The following is a 15,468-nucleotide window of genomic DNA, read 5'->3' on the forward strand; positions in this document are numbered from 1 at the left end:
TTAGTCTTCCTTTCCGTTGAAAATGGTTGCCGCACTGGTGCGGGTCTGTGTGCTAAGGTCCTCGACCCAAAAGCGCAGATCACTGCGGTCGGTCGACGCCGCCGGATCGTTGCGCCGCGCGGTGACATAGACCCGTTGCAGCAATGTCTGGTTTGCCGGCACCAGCACACTTAGGGTTTCGGTACCTTCCAGCGTGATGCGCAGGGTTTCTTCAGAGGTCAGCGAGAGGTGGAACAGCCGGTCATCGCCGGATTTATTGCGCAGGCGCACGTCATAGATGTTGCGGATTGATCCATCGCTCTGCATCACATAGGTCGGGTTGCGCACCGGCGAAACGGTCAATTCGATGTCCGAGCGGACGAACAGGGCAAACACCAACCCGGCGCCGATGATCGACCACAGAGCGGTATAAAGGATCGTGCGCGGCTTCAGCACATGCTGCCAGATCGGACGCGGTTTCCATGTGGCGCGTTCGGGCGACTCCGGCGGGGGTGGCACATCTTCAAGGGCAAGATAGTCGATCAGGCCACGCGGCTTGCCAATCTTGTCCATGATGTCGTCACAGGCGTCGATGCACAGTGCGCAAGTGATACATTCCATCTGCTGCCCGTCGCGGATGTCGATGCCCATCGGGCAAACGTTGACGCAGGCCATACAGTCAATGCAGTCGCCGCTGCCCTGATCCGCTTCGGGCAGGTTGGCGTAGTCATAGACTGTTGCGGCCTGTGCGGCAGCGGCGGCCTTGGCCCCTTTCTTGTGCTTGCCACGCGGTTCGCCGCGCCATTTGCGATAGCCGACAGTCAAGGTGCCTTCGTCCATCATTGCCGCCTGAATACGTGGCCAGGGGCACATATAGATGCAGACCTGTTCGCGCATGAAACCGCCAAAGATAAAGGTGGTGGTCGTCAGAATGGCGATAGAGAAATAGGCAACCGCAGGCGCGTTCAGCGTGACCAGATTGACCGCCAGTGTCGGGGCGTCAGTATAATAAAACACCCAGGCCCCACCGGTGGCGACAGAGATCGCGAGCCAGACAAACCACTTGGTGAGGCGCAGCCGCCATTTCTTGAAAGTCCATTTGGATTTATGCAGCCGCAGTTGCGCGTTGCGGTCGCCTTCTACCCAGCGTTCGACCAGCAGGAACAGATCGGTCCAGACTGTCTGCGGGCAGGCATAGCCGCACCAGACCCGGCCAAGGGCGGAGGTGAACAGGAACAGCCCAAGCCCCGCCATGATCAACAGGCCCGCAACGAAGTAGAATTCATGCGGCCAGATTTCGATCCAGAAGAAGAAAAAGCGCCGGTGTTCCAGATCTGCAAGCACCGCTTGATTGGGCAGGTTGGGGCCGCGATCCCAGCGCACCCAGGGCAACAGATAGTAGATGCCAAGCGTCAGCCCCATGATCCACCATTTGAAAGTGCGGAAAAAGCCGGTGACGCGGCGCGGGAAAATCGGTTCGCGGGCGGCGTAAAGGGAAGGCGGGGTGTCAGCCATTACAGGCTCCTGTATGAGGTCGCCGTTCGGGTATGCAGGCGGTGGCGCACCGCGGCATTGATCTGTGTCAACAAATCTGGGTTTTGGCAGAGGGGGCGCGATAACGCGCCCCTGCCGTTTTTCATGTGCAGCCTGCCTTAGTTGCCGGGGCTGTCAGCCTCACCACCACCCAGCTGATAGACATAGGCGGCCACGGCCTGCACCTGCGCCTCTGTCAGGCGGGTGCCCCAAGGTGGCATCACGCCAAATCGGGAATAGGTGATGGTCTGGGTCAGGCTTTCGCGATCCCCGCCATAAAGCCAGATCGCATCGGTCAGGTTCGGCGCACCTTGCTCGCGATCACCCAGTCCGGTGTCGCCATGACACGCGGAACAATTGTCGGCATAAAGGGCCTCGCCCGGACCAGCCAGCGCTGCATCATATTCCTCGCCAGCCAGTTGGCGGACATATTCGACCAAGGCCGGAATGTCTTCCTTTTCAAGCAATTCGCCAAAGGCAGGCATTTCGGAGTACCGCGCGTCCTCATCGGCCTCGTTACGGATGCCGTGGCGCACGGTATAGGCGATAGAGGCGTGATCGCCGCCCCAAAGCCAATCATCATCCAACAGGTTGGGATAACCCTTGGCTCCCGCCGCACCGGACCCGTGGCACTGCGAGCAATTGTTGCGAAATACCGCAGCGCCGGAAGAGACCGCATAGCGGTTCAGCTCAACATTATCGGCCAATGTGCTGAGATCCGCACTTGCCAGTTGTGCATCACGGGCGGCGCTTGCCTCGCGGAAGGTGTCGATGTCGCGGGCCACTTCACCACGGGTGGAATAGCCCAGCAGCCCCGGTGTCGCCTTGGTCAGCATCGGCCACGCGGGATAGGCAATCGCATATCCGATGCCCCAGATGATGGTCAGGTAGAGGCACCACAGCCACCAGCGCGGCAAGGGGTTGTTTAGCTCTTCGATGCCGTCCCAGACGTGGCCAGTGGTTTCGGTGCCGGTCAGTTCGTCGATGGGTTTCTTATCGGTTGGGTCGCTCATGACGGGTCTCCGTTCTTGAGGCTATCGGGAGATTGTTCGTTGCGAAACGGAATGTTGGCCGTATCGGTATGGGTGGCTTTGCTGCCTGGGCGAAAGGCCCAGAGGATGACGCCCAGAAAGAACAGGGTCATCGCCAGCAACATCCAGCTGTCCGCGAATTCGCGCATCCATGAATAGGTTTCCATATCCGTGCCTCCTAGCGGCTTGCATCAGGGGTGAAGGTCGAGAAATCGACCAGCGTGCCCAGCATTTGCAAATAGGCGACCATCGCATCCATTTCGGTCAGCTCTGGCTGGCCGTCAAAGTTGCTGACATTCGCGGTTTCGCCATAGCGCTCGATCAAACCGTCATAATCACTGTCAGGATCGGCCTGTGCCTTGAAATCGGCGCGGGCGTTTTCGACCATCTCGTCGGTATAGGGCACACCCACAGCGCGATGTGTCTTGATCAGATCCTCAACATATTTCCCATCAATCGGGGTGCGGGCCAAGAAGGCATACTTCGGCATGATCGATTCAGGCACGACTGACTGCGGATCGGACAGGTGATCCACATGCCATGTGTCCGAATACCGCCCGCCAACCCGTGCCACATCAGGACCGGTGCGTTTCGACCCCCATTGATGCGGGTGATCATACATGCTTTCCGCCGCCAGCGAGTAGTGGCCATAACGGTCCACCTCATCGCGCATCGGGCGGATCATCTGGCTGTGGCAGGTATAGCAACCTTCCCGCACATAGATCTCGCGACCGGTCAGTTCCAGTGGGGTGTAGGGGCGCATCCCCTCGACGTCCTCGATGGTGTTTTCGAGGTAGAAGAGGGGGGCGATTTCCACGATCCCACCGATGCTGACCACAAAGAGGGACAGCACCATCAGTAAGGTGGCCGAGCGTTCGACCATTGCGTGTTTGGCCAGGAAGCCCTTTTTCGGGGGTGTTTTTTCGTTATCAGACATTTGTTTTTCCTTACTCAGCCGGCACACCGACAGGGGCGACAACACGGCTTCCGCCACGGATGGTCATCCACAGGTTCCAGACCATGATCAGCGCACCGGCCACATACATGACCCCGCCCAAGCCCCGTACGATGTACATCGGGAATTTCGCGGCCACGGTGTCAGCGAAGGAGTTCACGAGGAAACCCTGGCTGTCGACTTCACGCCACATCAAACCTTCCATGATGCCGGTGACCCACATGGAGGCGGCGTAAAGAACGATGCCGATGGTGGCCAACCAGAAGTGCCAGTTGATCGCAGACATGGAGTACATTTGTGCACGCCCCCAAAGTTTTGGTGTCAGGAAGTACAGGGCGGCAAAGGTGATCATGCCGTTCCAGCCCAAGACGCCGGAGTGTACGTGACCGATGGTCCAGTCGGTGTAGTGTGACAGGGAGTTCACCGCACGGATCGACATCATCGGCCCTTCGAAGGTCGACATGCCGTAGAAGGCGAGCGAGATCACCATCATCCGGATGATCGGATCGGTCCGCAGCTTGTCCCATGCGCCATTCAGCGTCATCAGGCCGTTGATCATACCACCCCAGCTGGGCATCCACAGGATGATCGAAAAGACCATACCAAGGGTCGCAGCCCAATCGGGCAGGGCGGTATAGTGCAAGTGGTGCGGGCCCGCCCAGATGTAGAGAAAGATCAGCGCCCAGAAGTGGATGATCGAAAGTTTATAGGAAAACACCGGACGTTCGGCCTGCTTGGGTACGAAATAGTACATCATCCCCAGGAAACCGGCGGTCAGGAAGAAGCCCACGGCGTTATGACCATACCACCATTGTGTCATGGCGTCCTGCACACCAGAGAACAGCTGGATCGAGTTTGAGCCCCAGATCGAGACCGGCAGGGACAGGTTGTTGATCAGGTGCAACATCGCAACGGTGATGATGAAGGCCAGAAAGAACCAGTTCGCCACATAGATGTGCTTTTCTTTCCGTTTGATCAGCGTGCCCATGTAGATCACCAGATAGGCAACCCAGATGATGGTCAGCCAGATGTCCACATACCATTCAGGTTCGGCGTATTCTTTCGATTGGGTCGAGCCCAGCACATAGCCGGTTGCGGCCAGCACGATGAACAGCTGATAGCCCCAGAACACGAACCACCGCAGATTGCCGCCCCAAAGGCGCGTACCGCAGGTGCGTTGCACGATATAGAAAGACGACATGATCAGCGCGTTGCCGCCAAAGGCAAAAATCACCGCTGACGTATGCAGGGGGCGCAGACGTCCAAAGTTTGCATAGGGTTGCGCCCATTCAAAGTTCAGCGCCGGAAAGGCCAGCTGGAACGCGATGAAGGTACCGGCAAGGAAGCCCACAACACCCCAGAAGGCGGTGGCGATGACACCGGCGCGGATCACGTCGTCCATATAGCCGTTGGAATCAGTCTGCGGGCGCGGCTCTTCGTCGGTATTACGCAGCACCCAGATGAACATGCCGGCAGCGATGACCATGATCAGGAAGGCATGCACCTGATAAGCCAGATCGCGGCCCCAACTGGCAGCTATTGCGGCAAAAAGCGTAATCCCCGCCAGCAGGATCAGCTTGAAATAGTCAGACGTCATAATGGTGCCCCTTTTATTCACCCGCAGCCAAATTCAGGGCTGGGGCGTTCATTCCTATGTGGCCTTTTCCCAAGGACAGGCCGGGCGGTCTTTGATCTGAGTCAATGCCGGGGTGGTTTTTGCTTGGCCAAGGTCAAAGACGGCATGAAGATAGGAAGGCACAGTGAGAGTAGACCGGAAACAGGAGGGCTCTTTATGTCTATTCAAACTGTCACCACGATTATCACCGAAATTGATCAGGCTCCGGGCCAGCTTGAGGCTGCAATCGGCACGGCGCGGGCATTGGACGCGCATCTACATGTATTGGCCCTTGCCATCGGGTTTGATCAGACCGCGATGATGGGCGCGGCCCTTGATCCGATCCCGATGGGTCTTGGCGTAGAGGAAAGTCTGGAGCGTGCCAAAGCGCTGGGCAATCTGGCCACGGCGCAGCTGGCCGATGAAGACATCCGCTGGCATGTGGAGCCAATTGTCGGCAGCGGGGCCAGCAGCGCCACGGAAATTGCACGTCACACGCGGTTCAGCGATCTGGTGGTGCAGCACCGCATCAACAGTACAGGCGATCAGGATCGCACGCGCAGGCTGGCGGAAACCATCCTGTTTGAGGCCGGTGTGCCGCTGCTTTTGCTGCCCGAAGAAGCGCAGGTGACGGCCCCGCCCAGCAAGATACTGGTGTCCTGGGACGAGAGCGCGACCGCGCTGCGGGCCGCCCGGCAGGCGCTGCCCCTGCTGACCAAAGCCTCCTATGTGCATGTGGTGATGGTCGATCCCCCCAAGGATGCGCCAGATCGTTCCGATCCCGGTGGGGCCTTTGCGCAATACCTGTCGCGGCAGGGGATCAAATGTGAGCTTTCGGTCTGTAATCAGAGTGACGGTAGCGTGGCCGCCACGTTGGAACGCCGCGCGACTGAACTGGGGTGTGGTATGATGGTGATGGGGGCCTATGGTCGTTCCCGTCTGCGCGAAGCGATCTTTGGCGGCACCACCCGCAGCATCCTGACAGATGCCACCGTACCGGTGTTCATGGCGCATTAGCGGGCAGCCCCGGATCAGACAGGTTCTCCCTAGGCTGGTATGAGAAGGAAGAGTCGTGCTTTCGAAATGCCGGGCGGGGTGGTCGCATCTGTGATCGCCCTGCCCATTGGTCGTGGGGTACTTCGGTTAAGCCCTTACGAAGCGGTGGCATATCCCCGCCGCGTACGCCGTGACCCCTTGAAGGCGAAGTTGCGCCGCGTGTAAAACCCGCAGAGCATTGGGCAGCAAGGGGTCAATGATGCGGCGGTTCGGTTTTGCTTTGGCTTTGATGGCCGCGCAGCTTGTCTCTGATGGTTCACAGGCCGAAGGGCATAGCAATGAGGGGCTGACATGGCGGGCGCAGAAATGTCTGCTTTATAAGCGGGCTTGGGACGCGGCTTATCTGGCTGTTGATCAGCAGGACGTCAGCGAGAAATTTCTATCCCGGAACGCCTCTTTCCTCGCCGCCGGATGTCGCGAAAGGGTTGCCGTCTGCCCGCGCAGCAAGGCAGAGTTTGATATGGCAAATATGCTGACGATCATGACCATGAACGAGGGGATGGCCAGCACCTTTGTGCCCTTTTCCTGCCGCGCTGACGGTGACTAGGCACTGGTGCGCCGATTTCGCCTGTTCCCTTTATGGCAGCCGTCGACCCCTGACGCAGCCATAACAATGGCATTTCAGAGCGGATGATTTTCGATGCCTCTGCGATCTCGTGGAATGGCTTAGTACAGCACCCCACCATCCGTATCATCACCCGTCTCGGCCATCAGTACGGTCAGGTCAGGGATAGTGATGGTGCGGCTGCCGGTCATTTCAATCACACCGTCCTTGCGCAGGGCGGTCATCTGGCGGCTGACGGTTTCGATGGTCAGGCCCAGATATTCCCCCATGGCCTCACGCGACATCGGCATTTCGAAGGACAGCCCGTCACTTACCCGCTTGTGGTGCAGCGATGCGGTGCGTCGACCAATCAAGGACAACAGACAGCTGATCTTTTCCCGCGCGGTCTTGCGCCCCAAAAGCATCATCCACTCGCGCGCCACTTCCAATTCATCCAGTGACATCACCAACAGACGCTGGCCGATATGCGGGGTGACCTCGATCAGGGCCTCAAAGGGTTTGCGACGGAAACAACACAGGGTGACATCCTGAATCGCCTCAACATCATAAGCCACATGTTCGCGTCCCGGACGCCCGATAAAATCGGAAGGCAGCAACAGACCCAGCATTTGGATGCGCCCGTCGGGCAGGGTGCGCGACAGCTTTGCAGCACCGGTAACAACAGAGGCCACAAAATGCATTTCGTCACCCTGAAACATGATCTGCTGACCGGCATCAAAGGATCGGTAATATTTGATATCTTCCAGACGGCTCAGCTCTTCAGCGTCGCAAGTCGCACAGACAGCACGGTTTCTGATGTTACAATCCGCACAGGATGTAAAATTGCCGCTGGATTGGGCCAGATTCATGTCTTGCGTCTTTCATCACTAGGGTGTGCCAATTCTAGCATGCCGATTAGAAAACTCAATCGACTGCCAATGGCACTTTGGGAGGGGGAGGCCGTTAATTTACCGATGGTTGGTGGGGGATTGATGTGATTTCTCATGATACTGGTTGCATTGCCCTTCGCAATCGCTTGTTATTGACGCAACGATCAACAAAAAACCGGGAGTTTATGATGAAACATCTTTTGGCCACTACTGCTGTCGCCCTTGGCTTTGCCACATCTTTGTCCGCAGCTGGATGCGACAAGGTGACCTTTTCTGATGTCGGCTGGACCGACATCACCGCCACGACGGCTGCTGCCTCTGTTGTACTGGACGCGCTGGGCTATGAGACAGAGACAAAGATCCTGTCGGTGCCGGTCACCTATACCTCCATGGCGGCGGGTGATATCGACGTTTTCCTTGGCAACTGGATGCCGACAATGGAAGCTGACATCGCTCCTTATCGTGAGGCGGGAACCGTCGATACCGTACGCGCCAATCTGCAGGGCGCGAAATACACGCTGGCAGTCAACAAGGCCGCAGCGGATATGGGAATCGCTTCTTTCACTGATATCGCAGCCAAGGCTGACGCGCTGGACGGCAAGATCTATGGCATCGAGCCGGGCAACGACGGCAACCGCCTGATCCAGTCGATGATTGATGACAACGCATTCGACCTGAAAGATTTCGAAGTGGTCGAATCCTCTGAGCAAGGCATGTTGGCGCAGGTTAAACGCCTAAGCCGTAAGGGGGATCCGATTGTCTTCCTTGGCTGGGAACCCCACCCGATGAACGCCAATTTCGAGCTGACCTATCTGGAAGGTGGCGATGATTTCTTTGGCCCGGATCTGGGCGGTGCCACGGTGCATACCAACACGCGTGCTGGTTACGTGGAAGAATGCCCGAATGTCGGCAAACTGCTGAACAATATGGAATTCACCCTGGCCATGGAAAACGAGATCATGGGGTCGATTCTGGATGACGGCAACGACCCCGAAGAAGCCGCCGCCATGTGGATCAAGGCAAATGCCGATGTTCTGGGTGGATGGCTTGACGGTGTGACCACCAAGGACGGTGGTGATGCAATGGCCGCAGCCGCATCGCTGAAGTAATCGCGACAGAGCGTAAAAGATGCCCGCCCTGATCTTAGGGGCGGGCATCGTGTTTTCGGGGGAAAAGATGAACTGGCTGACGGAAAATAAGATACCGGTCGATGACATCGCAGAGGCGGCGTTCGACTGGCTTCAGATCAAGGGCGAATGGTTCTTTGACGGGCTGGCGATGGTGATGGAGTGGCTGATCGAGGCCATTCTCTGGGTGTTGCAAACCCCGCATCCGCTGATTGTGATTGCCGCTTTTGCTGCACTCACTTGGGGCATCCAGCGCAATTGGAAAACCGTAGCCTTTATTGTGGTGGGTTTCCTGTTCATCCTCAATCAGGACTACTGGGAAGAGACGACTGAAAGCCTGACGCTGGTGCTGTCGGCCTGTGTGGTCTGCATGGGGGTTGGTGTGCCGATCGGTATTGCGGCAGCCCATCGTCCGCGCCTGTACCGTTTCATGCGGCCGGTGCTGGACCTGATGCAGACGCTGCCCACATTTGTCTATCTCATCCCGGCCATTGTGTTCTTTGGCATTGGTATGGTGCCCGGCCTGATTGCCACGGTGATCTTTGTTCTGCCGGCACCGATCCGGCTGACTCAGCTTGGGATTGCCTCTACCCCCAAATCCTTGCTGGAAGCAGCGCAGGCCTTTGGCGCGACGCCCCGCCAGACACTGTGGAAAATCGAACTGCCCTACGCGCTGCCCCAGATCATGACGGGGCTGAACCAGACGATCATGTTATCGCTCTCGATGGTGGTGATTGCTGCCCTTGTCGGGGCGGACGGTCTGGGCGTGCCGGTGGTGCGGGCGTTGAATTCGGTCAACACCGGATTGGGATTTGAAAGCGGTCTGATCATTGTGGTGGTTGCCATCATGCTGGATCGGATGTTGCGGGTGGGTCAAAAATGAGCACAGCAGTAAAATTCGACAATGTTTCCATTGTCTTTGGGGAAAAACCTCAAGCAGCGCTTGAACTGATGGACCAAGGTCAGAACCGCCCAGAGATTGAGGCGGCGACCGGTCAGGTGCTTGGGGTGCATAATTGCTCGCTTGAGGTGGCGGAGGGCGAGATCCTTGTGCTGATGGGGCTCTCGGGTTCGGGCAAATCCACCCTGCTGCGGGCGGTGAACGGGTTGAACCCGGTGGTGCGCGGCCATGTCGAAGTCAATGACGGCGCGTGGTCGGCCAATGTACAGGAATGTTCGCCCTCGGATCTGCGTAAGGTGCGGCGTGAATGTGTGTCGATGGTGTTTCAGCAATTCGGGCTGCTGCCTTGGCGCACGGTGCGCGATAATGTGGCGATGGCGCTGGAGTTTTCCGACATTGCCAAGGCCGAACGCAACGCCCGCGCCGAAAAGCAACTGGCGCTGGTGGGGCTTTCCGATTGGGCCGATCGCAAGGTGGGGGACCTGTCAGGCGGTATGCAGCAACGGGTCGGCCTTGCCCGTGCGTTTGTCACGGAAGCGCCGATTTTGCTGATGGATGAACCGTTTTCGGCGTTGGACCCGCTGATCCGCACACGCCTGCAGGATGAGCTGTTGGAACTACAACGCGATCTGAAACGCACGATCATTTTTGTCAGCCACGATCTGGACGAGGCATTCAAACTGGGCGGCCGTATCGCGATCATGGAAGGTGGGCGCATCGTGCAATTGGGCACCCCGCGCGAGATTTTCTCGAATCCCGCATCCGATTATGTGGCTGATTTCGTGTCAAATATGAACCCCCTGGGCGTTTTGACCGCCCGCGACGTGATGGAGCCTGCCAGCGAGGTGACAGCCCCTCAGGTCGCGGCGGAAACCCCCGTGGCAGAGCTGATGCAGCAATTGACCGGCGAGATTGACGCATTGCGTGTTATGGATGGGGATACGGTACTGGGGATGGTCACCGCCCAAAGCATCGTTGCCCGTCTGAACGCGTAGGGATGGGCGGGTCGCTATCCTTGGGCGGCCCCCGCGCCCACCAGCAGCTGGCGCTTGACTAGGGACCAGCGCCGCTGATGAGGGATGCAGCACTGTTCCCCCGTCACCGGGATGACGAAACGCTCTGAACTGATGAAACCGATCGCCCGATTTTTGCGGGGGGGGGGCAATCAACGATTGAGCGAGGCTTGCCTCACAGCAGCGTGACGGGACCAGGCCTTTGACGTTAAGCAATGGCAAGGCAGGCGTGGCTTCGGCCTTCACCTCTATTGGTGGCGTTGACCGTTCTTGAACCCCGTTTTGATTGCCGAAGACCATGTATTTTCTCTCCAGAGGTGAACAGGCCAATTTCGGGTGCAATCCGACTGCAAGATGCCATTGAGTGCGGGAATGATCTCAATCATAGGTTGCATCAATTGTGTCATGTTTCTAAATTAACGATCAACCCATAGCAACGGATAGGCATTCATGCGCACAGTATATGGCACGCTCGGCGACGATAGACTCTTTGGTTTTAACGACGAAGATGTGAGGTTTTTTGGGTTTAGCGGCGATGACACTCTCTTTGGCGGCAATGGCAACGACACGCTGAACGGTGGTCAAGGCACCGACCGGGTGCAATATACCACTTGGTTTCAGGGCAATCCCTATTTCATCAATGGTGTCTCTGTCGATCTGGCTGCTGGACGTACTACTGCAGTTCTGCAGGAGTCATCTTTGGCACACGTCTTGATTGGTATTGAAAATGTAGCAGGCTCGAATTTCAATGATACCCTGTCTGGAGATGGCCAAAACAACACTCTTCAAGGTCGCGACGGTGATGACACCCTGAACGGAGGGGCCGGCGATGATCAGTTGTTCGGCGGCAGGGGAAATGATTTCATATATGGCGGCGCGGGCAATGACGAGCTTTTTGCGATGCAAGGCAACGACACCATTGACGGGGGCGAGGGCCGTGATGAAGTTAGTTTTGGAGCATTAAGTTCTGGCAGCCCGGTTTTTGTAGAAGGCGTCTCAGTCGAACTCGCCGCGAGGCTTGCAAATGCTCAGATCGATGGTCAGCAGTTTACCTACTCCCTTGAAAACGTAGAAAACCTTGAAGGGTCGGAGTTTGATGACATGCTCCGGGGTGACGAAAACGACAATGAAATTCGCGGTCGTAGAGGGAATGACACCCTGTTCGGTCAGGGTGGAGATGACTGGCTGTTTGGCGGTTTGGGCGACGACCTGCTCTATGGTGACGCAGGCGACGATGCGCTCTACGCAACAAAAGGCGACGACACGCTCAACGGTGGCGACGGTCGTGACGAAGCAAGTTTTAGAACATCTACCGGCAGCGGCCCGATCTTTGTCGAAGGTGTCACCGTGGACCTCGGATCACGCCAGGCTGTAGCCCAGATTGAGGGCCAGACATACAGATACACTCTGGAAAGTATTGAAACCCTAGAAGGTTCGCGCTTTGCTGACGCCCTGACCGGGGATGAAGGCGACAACGAACTTCAAGGCCGCGAAGGTGATGACACTTTGATTGGCGGCGACGGCAATGACACCCTGTTTGGCGGCTTAGGCAACGACAGCGTGCTCGGTGGCGACGGCAATGACAGCCTCTATGCGACAGAAGGGAACGAAACACTCGACGGTGGCGAGGGGCGGGATTGGGTAATGTTCAACACCGCGAGAGGCGACAATCGAACCTTTGTAAACGGAGTAGAGGCGGACCTTTCAATAGCTTCTGCAAGCGCCCAGGTGGGCGAAGATACTTTCACCTATACACTCGTAGAAATCGAGGGTTTTCAAGGTACCCGTGCCAACGACAGCATCACCGGCAGCGGGGCAAACAACCTACTATCAGGCTTGGACGGTGACGACATTCTCAACGGTCTGGCTGGCAATGATACCCTCAGCCCGAGCATCGGCAATGATTCAATTGACGGGGGGGCGGGTGAGGATTTGCTGAGCTTTGCTTTCGGGGCATTCGACAGTGGGCTTGAGATTGACATTGCCAATAAGGAAGCGCGAGGCACAGCCGCAGGGCAGGGTTTCGTACAATCCTTCAGCAATATCGAGCGGATCATTGGAACGGTTTTCGATGATGTGATAATCAGCAGTTCAGGAAATGATCAATTCTTGGGTAACCTGGGCAATGATATTGCAGTTTATGATGGGGCATCAGATCGTTTCAGTATTCAGCTCGATTTTACCGAAGATACCGTGAGGATCGTTGACCGCAGCGGGGCAGAAGGCACGGACACCGGTGGGATAAACATATTGCGCTTTACCAATAGAGACTGGACCTTGACAGCAGACGGAGACCGGGAGGTGGCGCGAACCGACCTTGATCCCAGCGAATACATCTCTCTCGTTGAGCTTTACATTGCGTATTTCAATCGTGCCCCGGATGCGGAAGGGCTCTACTTCTGGACCTGTGCCTTTATCAACGGGTCCAGTCTTGATGAGGTTGCTGAGTTTTTTTTTGACCAGCCCGAAACCCGTTTGATTTATGGGGATACACCAGACGCAGCCGAGTTTGTCACCTCGGTTTATCAAAATGTACTTGGTCGGGGCCCCGATGAAGAGGGCAGGGCGTTTTGGATCGATTCTTTGATGTCTGGAGATGTGTCAGAAGGCCAGTTTATCCGCATCTTCCTCAACGGGGTGCGGGCCGAAGCCCCGGAGGGGGCAAGCACTTCATTTATTGCACAACAGAACGTGGATCAGACCTATCTCGAAAACAAGACCGATGTAGGTCTTCATTTTGGTGCGGTCTTGGGCATGAGCAACATTGAGCGTGCAAACAACGTGATGAAATTATTTGACGGCAGCACGGAAAGTCTAACCACCGCTTTTTCTGCATCAGACGAATATTATCAGGCAGCCCTTGCCACAGACGGGTCAGGTGAGTTTCTGATCCAGCTTGTCGGCTTGATTGATGATATTGCCGCGTGAGAAAGGTTCAGAAAGTAAAGATAGCTGTGCCGCACAAGGCGAACTGTTTGATTTGCTTGAACATATGGGCACTTGGCGATGTGAATGGCCCGCAGATCTCCACGTTAAGTATCTAATTATTTGTTTTAACATGATATATTAAGGGAGGAATATATATCTACGCACAGTTGTAATCCTAAATCTTACTTTTATACCCAAATTTGGAATCTGAATTTCGCGCATTCAAAATGAAAGCGCAGCAGATGGCGGATTATCCGAGACCGGCCATTCATACATCACGCAGGGAATGACCGCTACGATTCCAAGTTATTCGATGCTGCGGCTGGCGTGAATGTCCGCTTCCGGGAGGCGGGGGAAGTCATTGCGAATGCCGCCGCCACACAGGATATCCGTCAATGGGTTGGATGTTTATACGCCAACACCTAAACGAGCATTTATCTGACGGATGAAACACCGGCGGGACGCCCGGGTGCAGATTGCAAGAAGGTGGAGGCGCAAATCTGAAGTGCCCAATGCCATAGGTGGTCAATCTGAGGATTAACGTGGCGAAGTGACCTTTTCAAACTACAGCTCGCCACCTGCTTGGCGTTCCTGCCATTTGAGAAATAGGTTCGCGCCGATACGCGACAAAGGAGCCGGGGGCAGTCGTGATGGCGCATCGGCTGCTATCGCGCGGCTCAAAGCAGGGGAGGATATTCCAAGCGCGAGATCTGCAGCGAGACCACCGGCCAAGGTGCCTTTGGCGGTGCCTAGCCCGTTTTGACAGCAGGCGGAATACAGCCTCTCTTCCAATTCACCGATAACCTGTACGTTGTTCCGGCTCAGGCAGAGCCTCCCGCCCCAGCGATATTCCATGCTGACATCTGCGAGCTTGGGAAATCGCGCTGCGAAGGCGCGGTCGTGATCGCGGGCGACGTCATCGATGCGCTTCGCCCTCACCTCCATGGATGGATCGAACGTAAAGCGGTTGCGGATGATGATCCTGTCCCCGCCAATCCCAGAGACGCGCCTCACAGTCGTGCCCATCGGATCCGCAGGTGTGAGACCCCAGGTGGCATGACCACCCAAACATGCGCTCTCTTGGGGGCTGAGGGTACGGGTCATCGACGCATAGGTAAAAATATGCATCAGGCGGCCCGGCAGGTATCCAAAACTGTTCAGATGCCCGTTGACCGCAAGAATGACCCGCGGTGCGGTGACCTGCCCCTTGGGGGTCGATGCGATCCAATCCTTTTGCCGTTCCAAGCGGGTGACGGGGCTCATCTCATGTATCGAAACGCGGTTGGATCGCAGCCCCGACGCGACACCGCGCACGAACATGGCGGGCTGGATCATGGCGCAGCCGGGTGTAAAGAGGCCGCTTTGATAATACTCGCTGCCCGTGATGTCGCGCATGTGTGCTGCGTCCAGCATGTCGTGGGGTTCGCCCAATGCCGTCAGATGTTTGGCAAAGCTCAGGTTGTGCGCGTGGCCCTTCTCCGTTGCCGCACCGTTGATCTTTCCCGATATGGTAAATGCCTCGTCGCTCAGCCCAAATTCCTGCGCCATGTCGCGGGCGTGGGCGATGCCCAGACGATTGTCCTGCGTTTGTGCCCGATCCGCCTCTAATGCACCGCCATAATCGGCTGAGGTCAGATCATGGGGCAGATCGATCATGAACCCTGAATTGCGCCCTGCCGGTCCATCCCCGACCCGCACCGCATCCAGCACTACGATCCGGTCGCCTGGTGCCTGCTTTGACAAACGGTGCGCGGCGGCAAGTCCCGCAAACCCCGCGCCGATAATCAGCCAATCGGCGATGATGTTCCCCTCCAGCGGCGTCGCAGGGTCCGCATCTGGCAAAAGGCGGTTCCACGCTGCCGGGCCGGGGTCGTTGGGAAGTCGGGTGACGTCCAC

General features: G+C 56.9%; 13 protein-coding genes. 6 read left to right on the forward strand and 7 right to left on the reverse strand.

Annotated features, from left to right (window positions below; genetic code table 11):
- The 5 genes from ccoG to ccoN all read right to left on the reverse strand — a co-directional run bounded on the left by ccoG (nt 1) and on the right by ccoN (nt 5,095).
- Entirely contained in the window at nt 1–1,494 is a 1,494-nt protein-coding gene (gene ccoG, locus QQL78_RS05165; protein ID WP_284371209.1) for a cytochrome c oxidase accessory protein CcoG, read from the reverse strand.
- 137 nt (nt 1,495–1,631) lie between these two features.
- Nucleotides 1,632–2,525, reverse strand: a complete 894-nt coding sequence (gene ccoP, locus QQL78_RS05170; protein WP_284371211.1) for a cytochrome-c oxidase, cbb3-type subunit III — start codon at nt 2,523–2,525, stop codon at nt 1,632–1,634.
- Nucleotides 2,522–2,710: a cbb3-type cytochrome c oxidase subunit 3 gene (locus QQL78_RS05175; RefSeq protein ID WP_284371213.1), complete on the reverse strand. Its 189-nt coding sequence runs from the start codon at nt 2,708–2,710 to the stop codon at nt 2,522–2,524. The genes ccoP and QQL78_RS05175 overlap by 4 nt, the downstream gene beginning before the upstream one ends.
- Before the next feature lie 11 nt (nt 2,711–2,721).
- Complete coding sequence (gene ccoO / locus QQL78_RS05180; RefSeq protein WP_284371215.1) at nt 2,722–3,480, reverse strand: cytochrome-c oxidase, cbb3-type subunit II; 759 nt, start codon at nt 3,478–3,480, stop codon at nt 2,722–2,724.
- A 10-nt stretch (nt 3,481–3,490) separates the two neighbouring features.
- Nucleotides 3,491–5,095 carry a cytochrome-c oxidase, cbb3-type subunit I gene (gene ccoN / locus QQL78_RS05185; protein ID WP_284371217.1) on the reverse strand — a complete coding sequence of 535 codons (1,605 nt, stop codon included), beginning with the start codon at nt 5,093–5,095 and terminating at the stop codon, nt 3,491–3,493.
- A gap of 195 nt (nt 5,096–5,290) precedes the next feature.
- On the opposite strand from ccoN, the gene QQL78_RS05190 reads away from it, so the two are divergent.
- Nucleotides 5,291–6,130 carry a universal stress protein gene (locus QQL78_RS05190; protein WP_284371219.1) on the forward strand — a complete coding sequence of 280 codons (840 nt, stop codon included), beginning with the start codon at nt 5,291–5,293 and terminating at the stop codon, nt 6,128–6,130.
- 238 nt (nt 6,131–6,368) lie between these two features.
- Nucleotides 6,369–6,716 carry a hypothetical protein gene (locus QQL78_RS05195; protein ID WP_284371220.1) on the forward strand — a complete coding sequence of 116 codons (348 nt, stop codon included), beginning with the start codon at nt 6,369–6,371 and terminating at the stop codon, nt 6,714–6,716.
- Between the two features lie 119 nt (nt 6,717–6,835).
- Here the strand turns inward: QQL78_RS05195 and fnrL are convergent, their stop codons facing one another.
- Nucleotides 6,836–7,582: a transcriptional regulator FnrL gene (gene fnrL / locus QQL78_RS05200; protein WP_284371222.1), complete on the reverse strand. Its 747-nt coding sequence runs from the start codon at nt 7,580–7,582 to the stop codon at nt 6,836–6,838.
- A gap of 209 nt (nt 7,583–7,791) precedes the next feature.
- On the opposite strand from fnrL, the gene choX reads away from it, so the two are divergent.
- The 4 genes from choX (at nt 7,792) to QQL78_RS05220 (ending at nt 13,572) form a co-directional block, all read left to right on the forward strand.
- The gene (gene choX / locus QQL78_RS05205; protein WP_284371224.1) at nt 7,792–8,712 is read left to right on the forward strand and encodes a choline ABC transporter substrate-binding protein; all 921 of its coding nucleotides are present in this window, start codon (nt 7,792–7,794) and stop codon (nt 8,710–8,712) included.
- Nucleotides 8,713–8,779: 67 nt separating this feature from the next.
- Complete coding sequence (gene choW / locus QQL78_RS05210; RefSeq protein ID WP_284375451.1) at nt 8,780–9,613, forward strand: choline ABC transporter permease subunit; 834 nt, start codon at nt 8,780–8,782, stop codon at nt 9,611–9,613.
- A complete protein-coding gene (gene choV / locus QQL78_RS05215) occupies nt 9,610–10,626 on the forward strand; it encodes a choline ABC transporter ATP-binding protein (RefSeq protein ID WP_284371226.1) in 1,017 nt (338 codons plus the stop codon). Before choW ends, choV begins: the two co-directional genes overlap by 4 nt.
- 468 nt (nt 10,627–11,094) lie before the next feature.
- The gene (locus QQL78_RS05220; RefSeq protein ID WP_284371228.1) at nt 11,095–13,572 is read left to right on the forward strand and encodes a DUF4214 domain-containing protein; all 2,478 of its coding nucleotides are present in this window, start codon (nt 11,095–11,097) and stop codon (nt 13,570–13,572) included.
- 564 nt (nt 13,573–14,136) lie between these two features.
- Here the strand turns inward: QQL78_RS05220 and QQL78_RS05225 are convergent.
- Complete coding sequence (locus QQL78_RS05225; protein WP_284371230.1) at nt 14,137–15,468, reverse strand: NAD(P)/FAD-dependent oxidoreductase; 1,332 nt, start codon at nt 15,466–15,468, stop codon at nt 14,137–14,139.

The sequence above is a fragment of the Sulfitobacter pacificus genome, from assembly GCF_030159975.1.
In the GTDB taxonomy this organism is placed as follows: Bacteria; Pseudomonadota; Alphaproteobacteria; order Rhodobacterales; family Rhodobacteraceae; genus Sulfitobacter; species Sulfitobacter pacificus.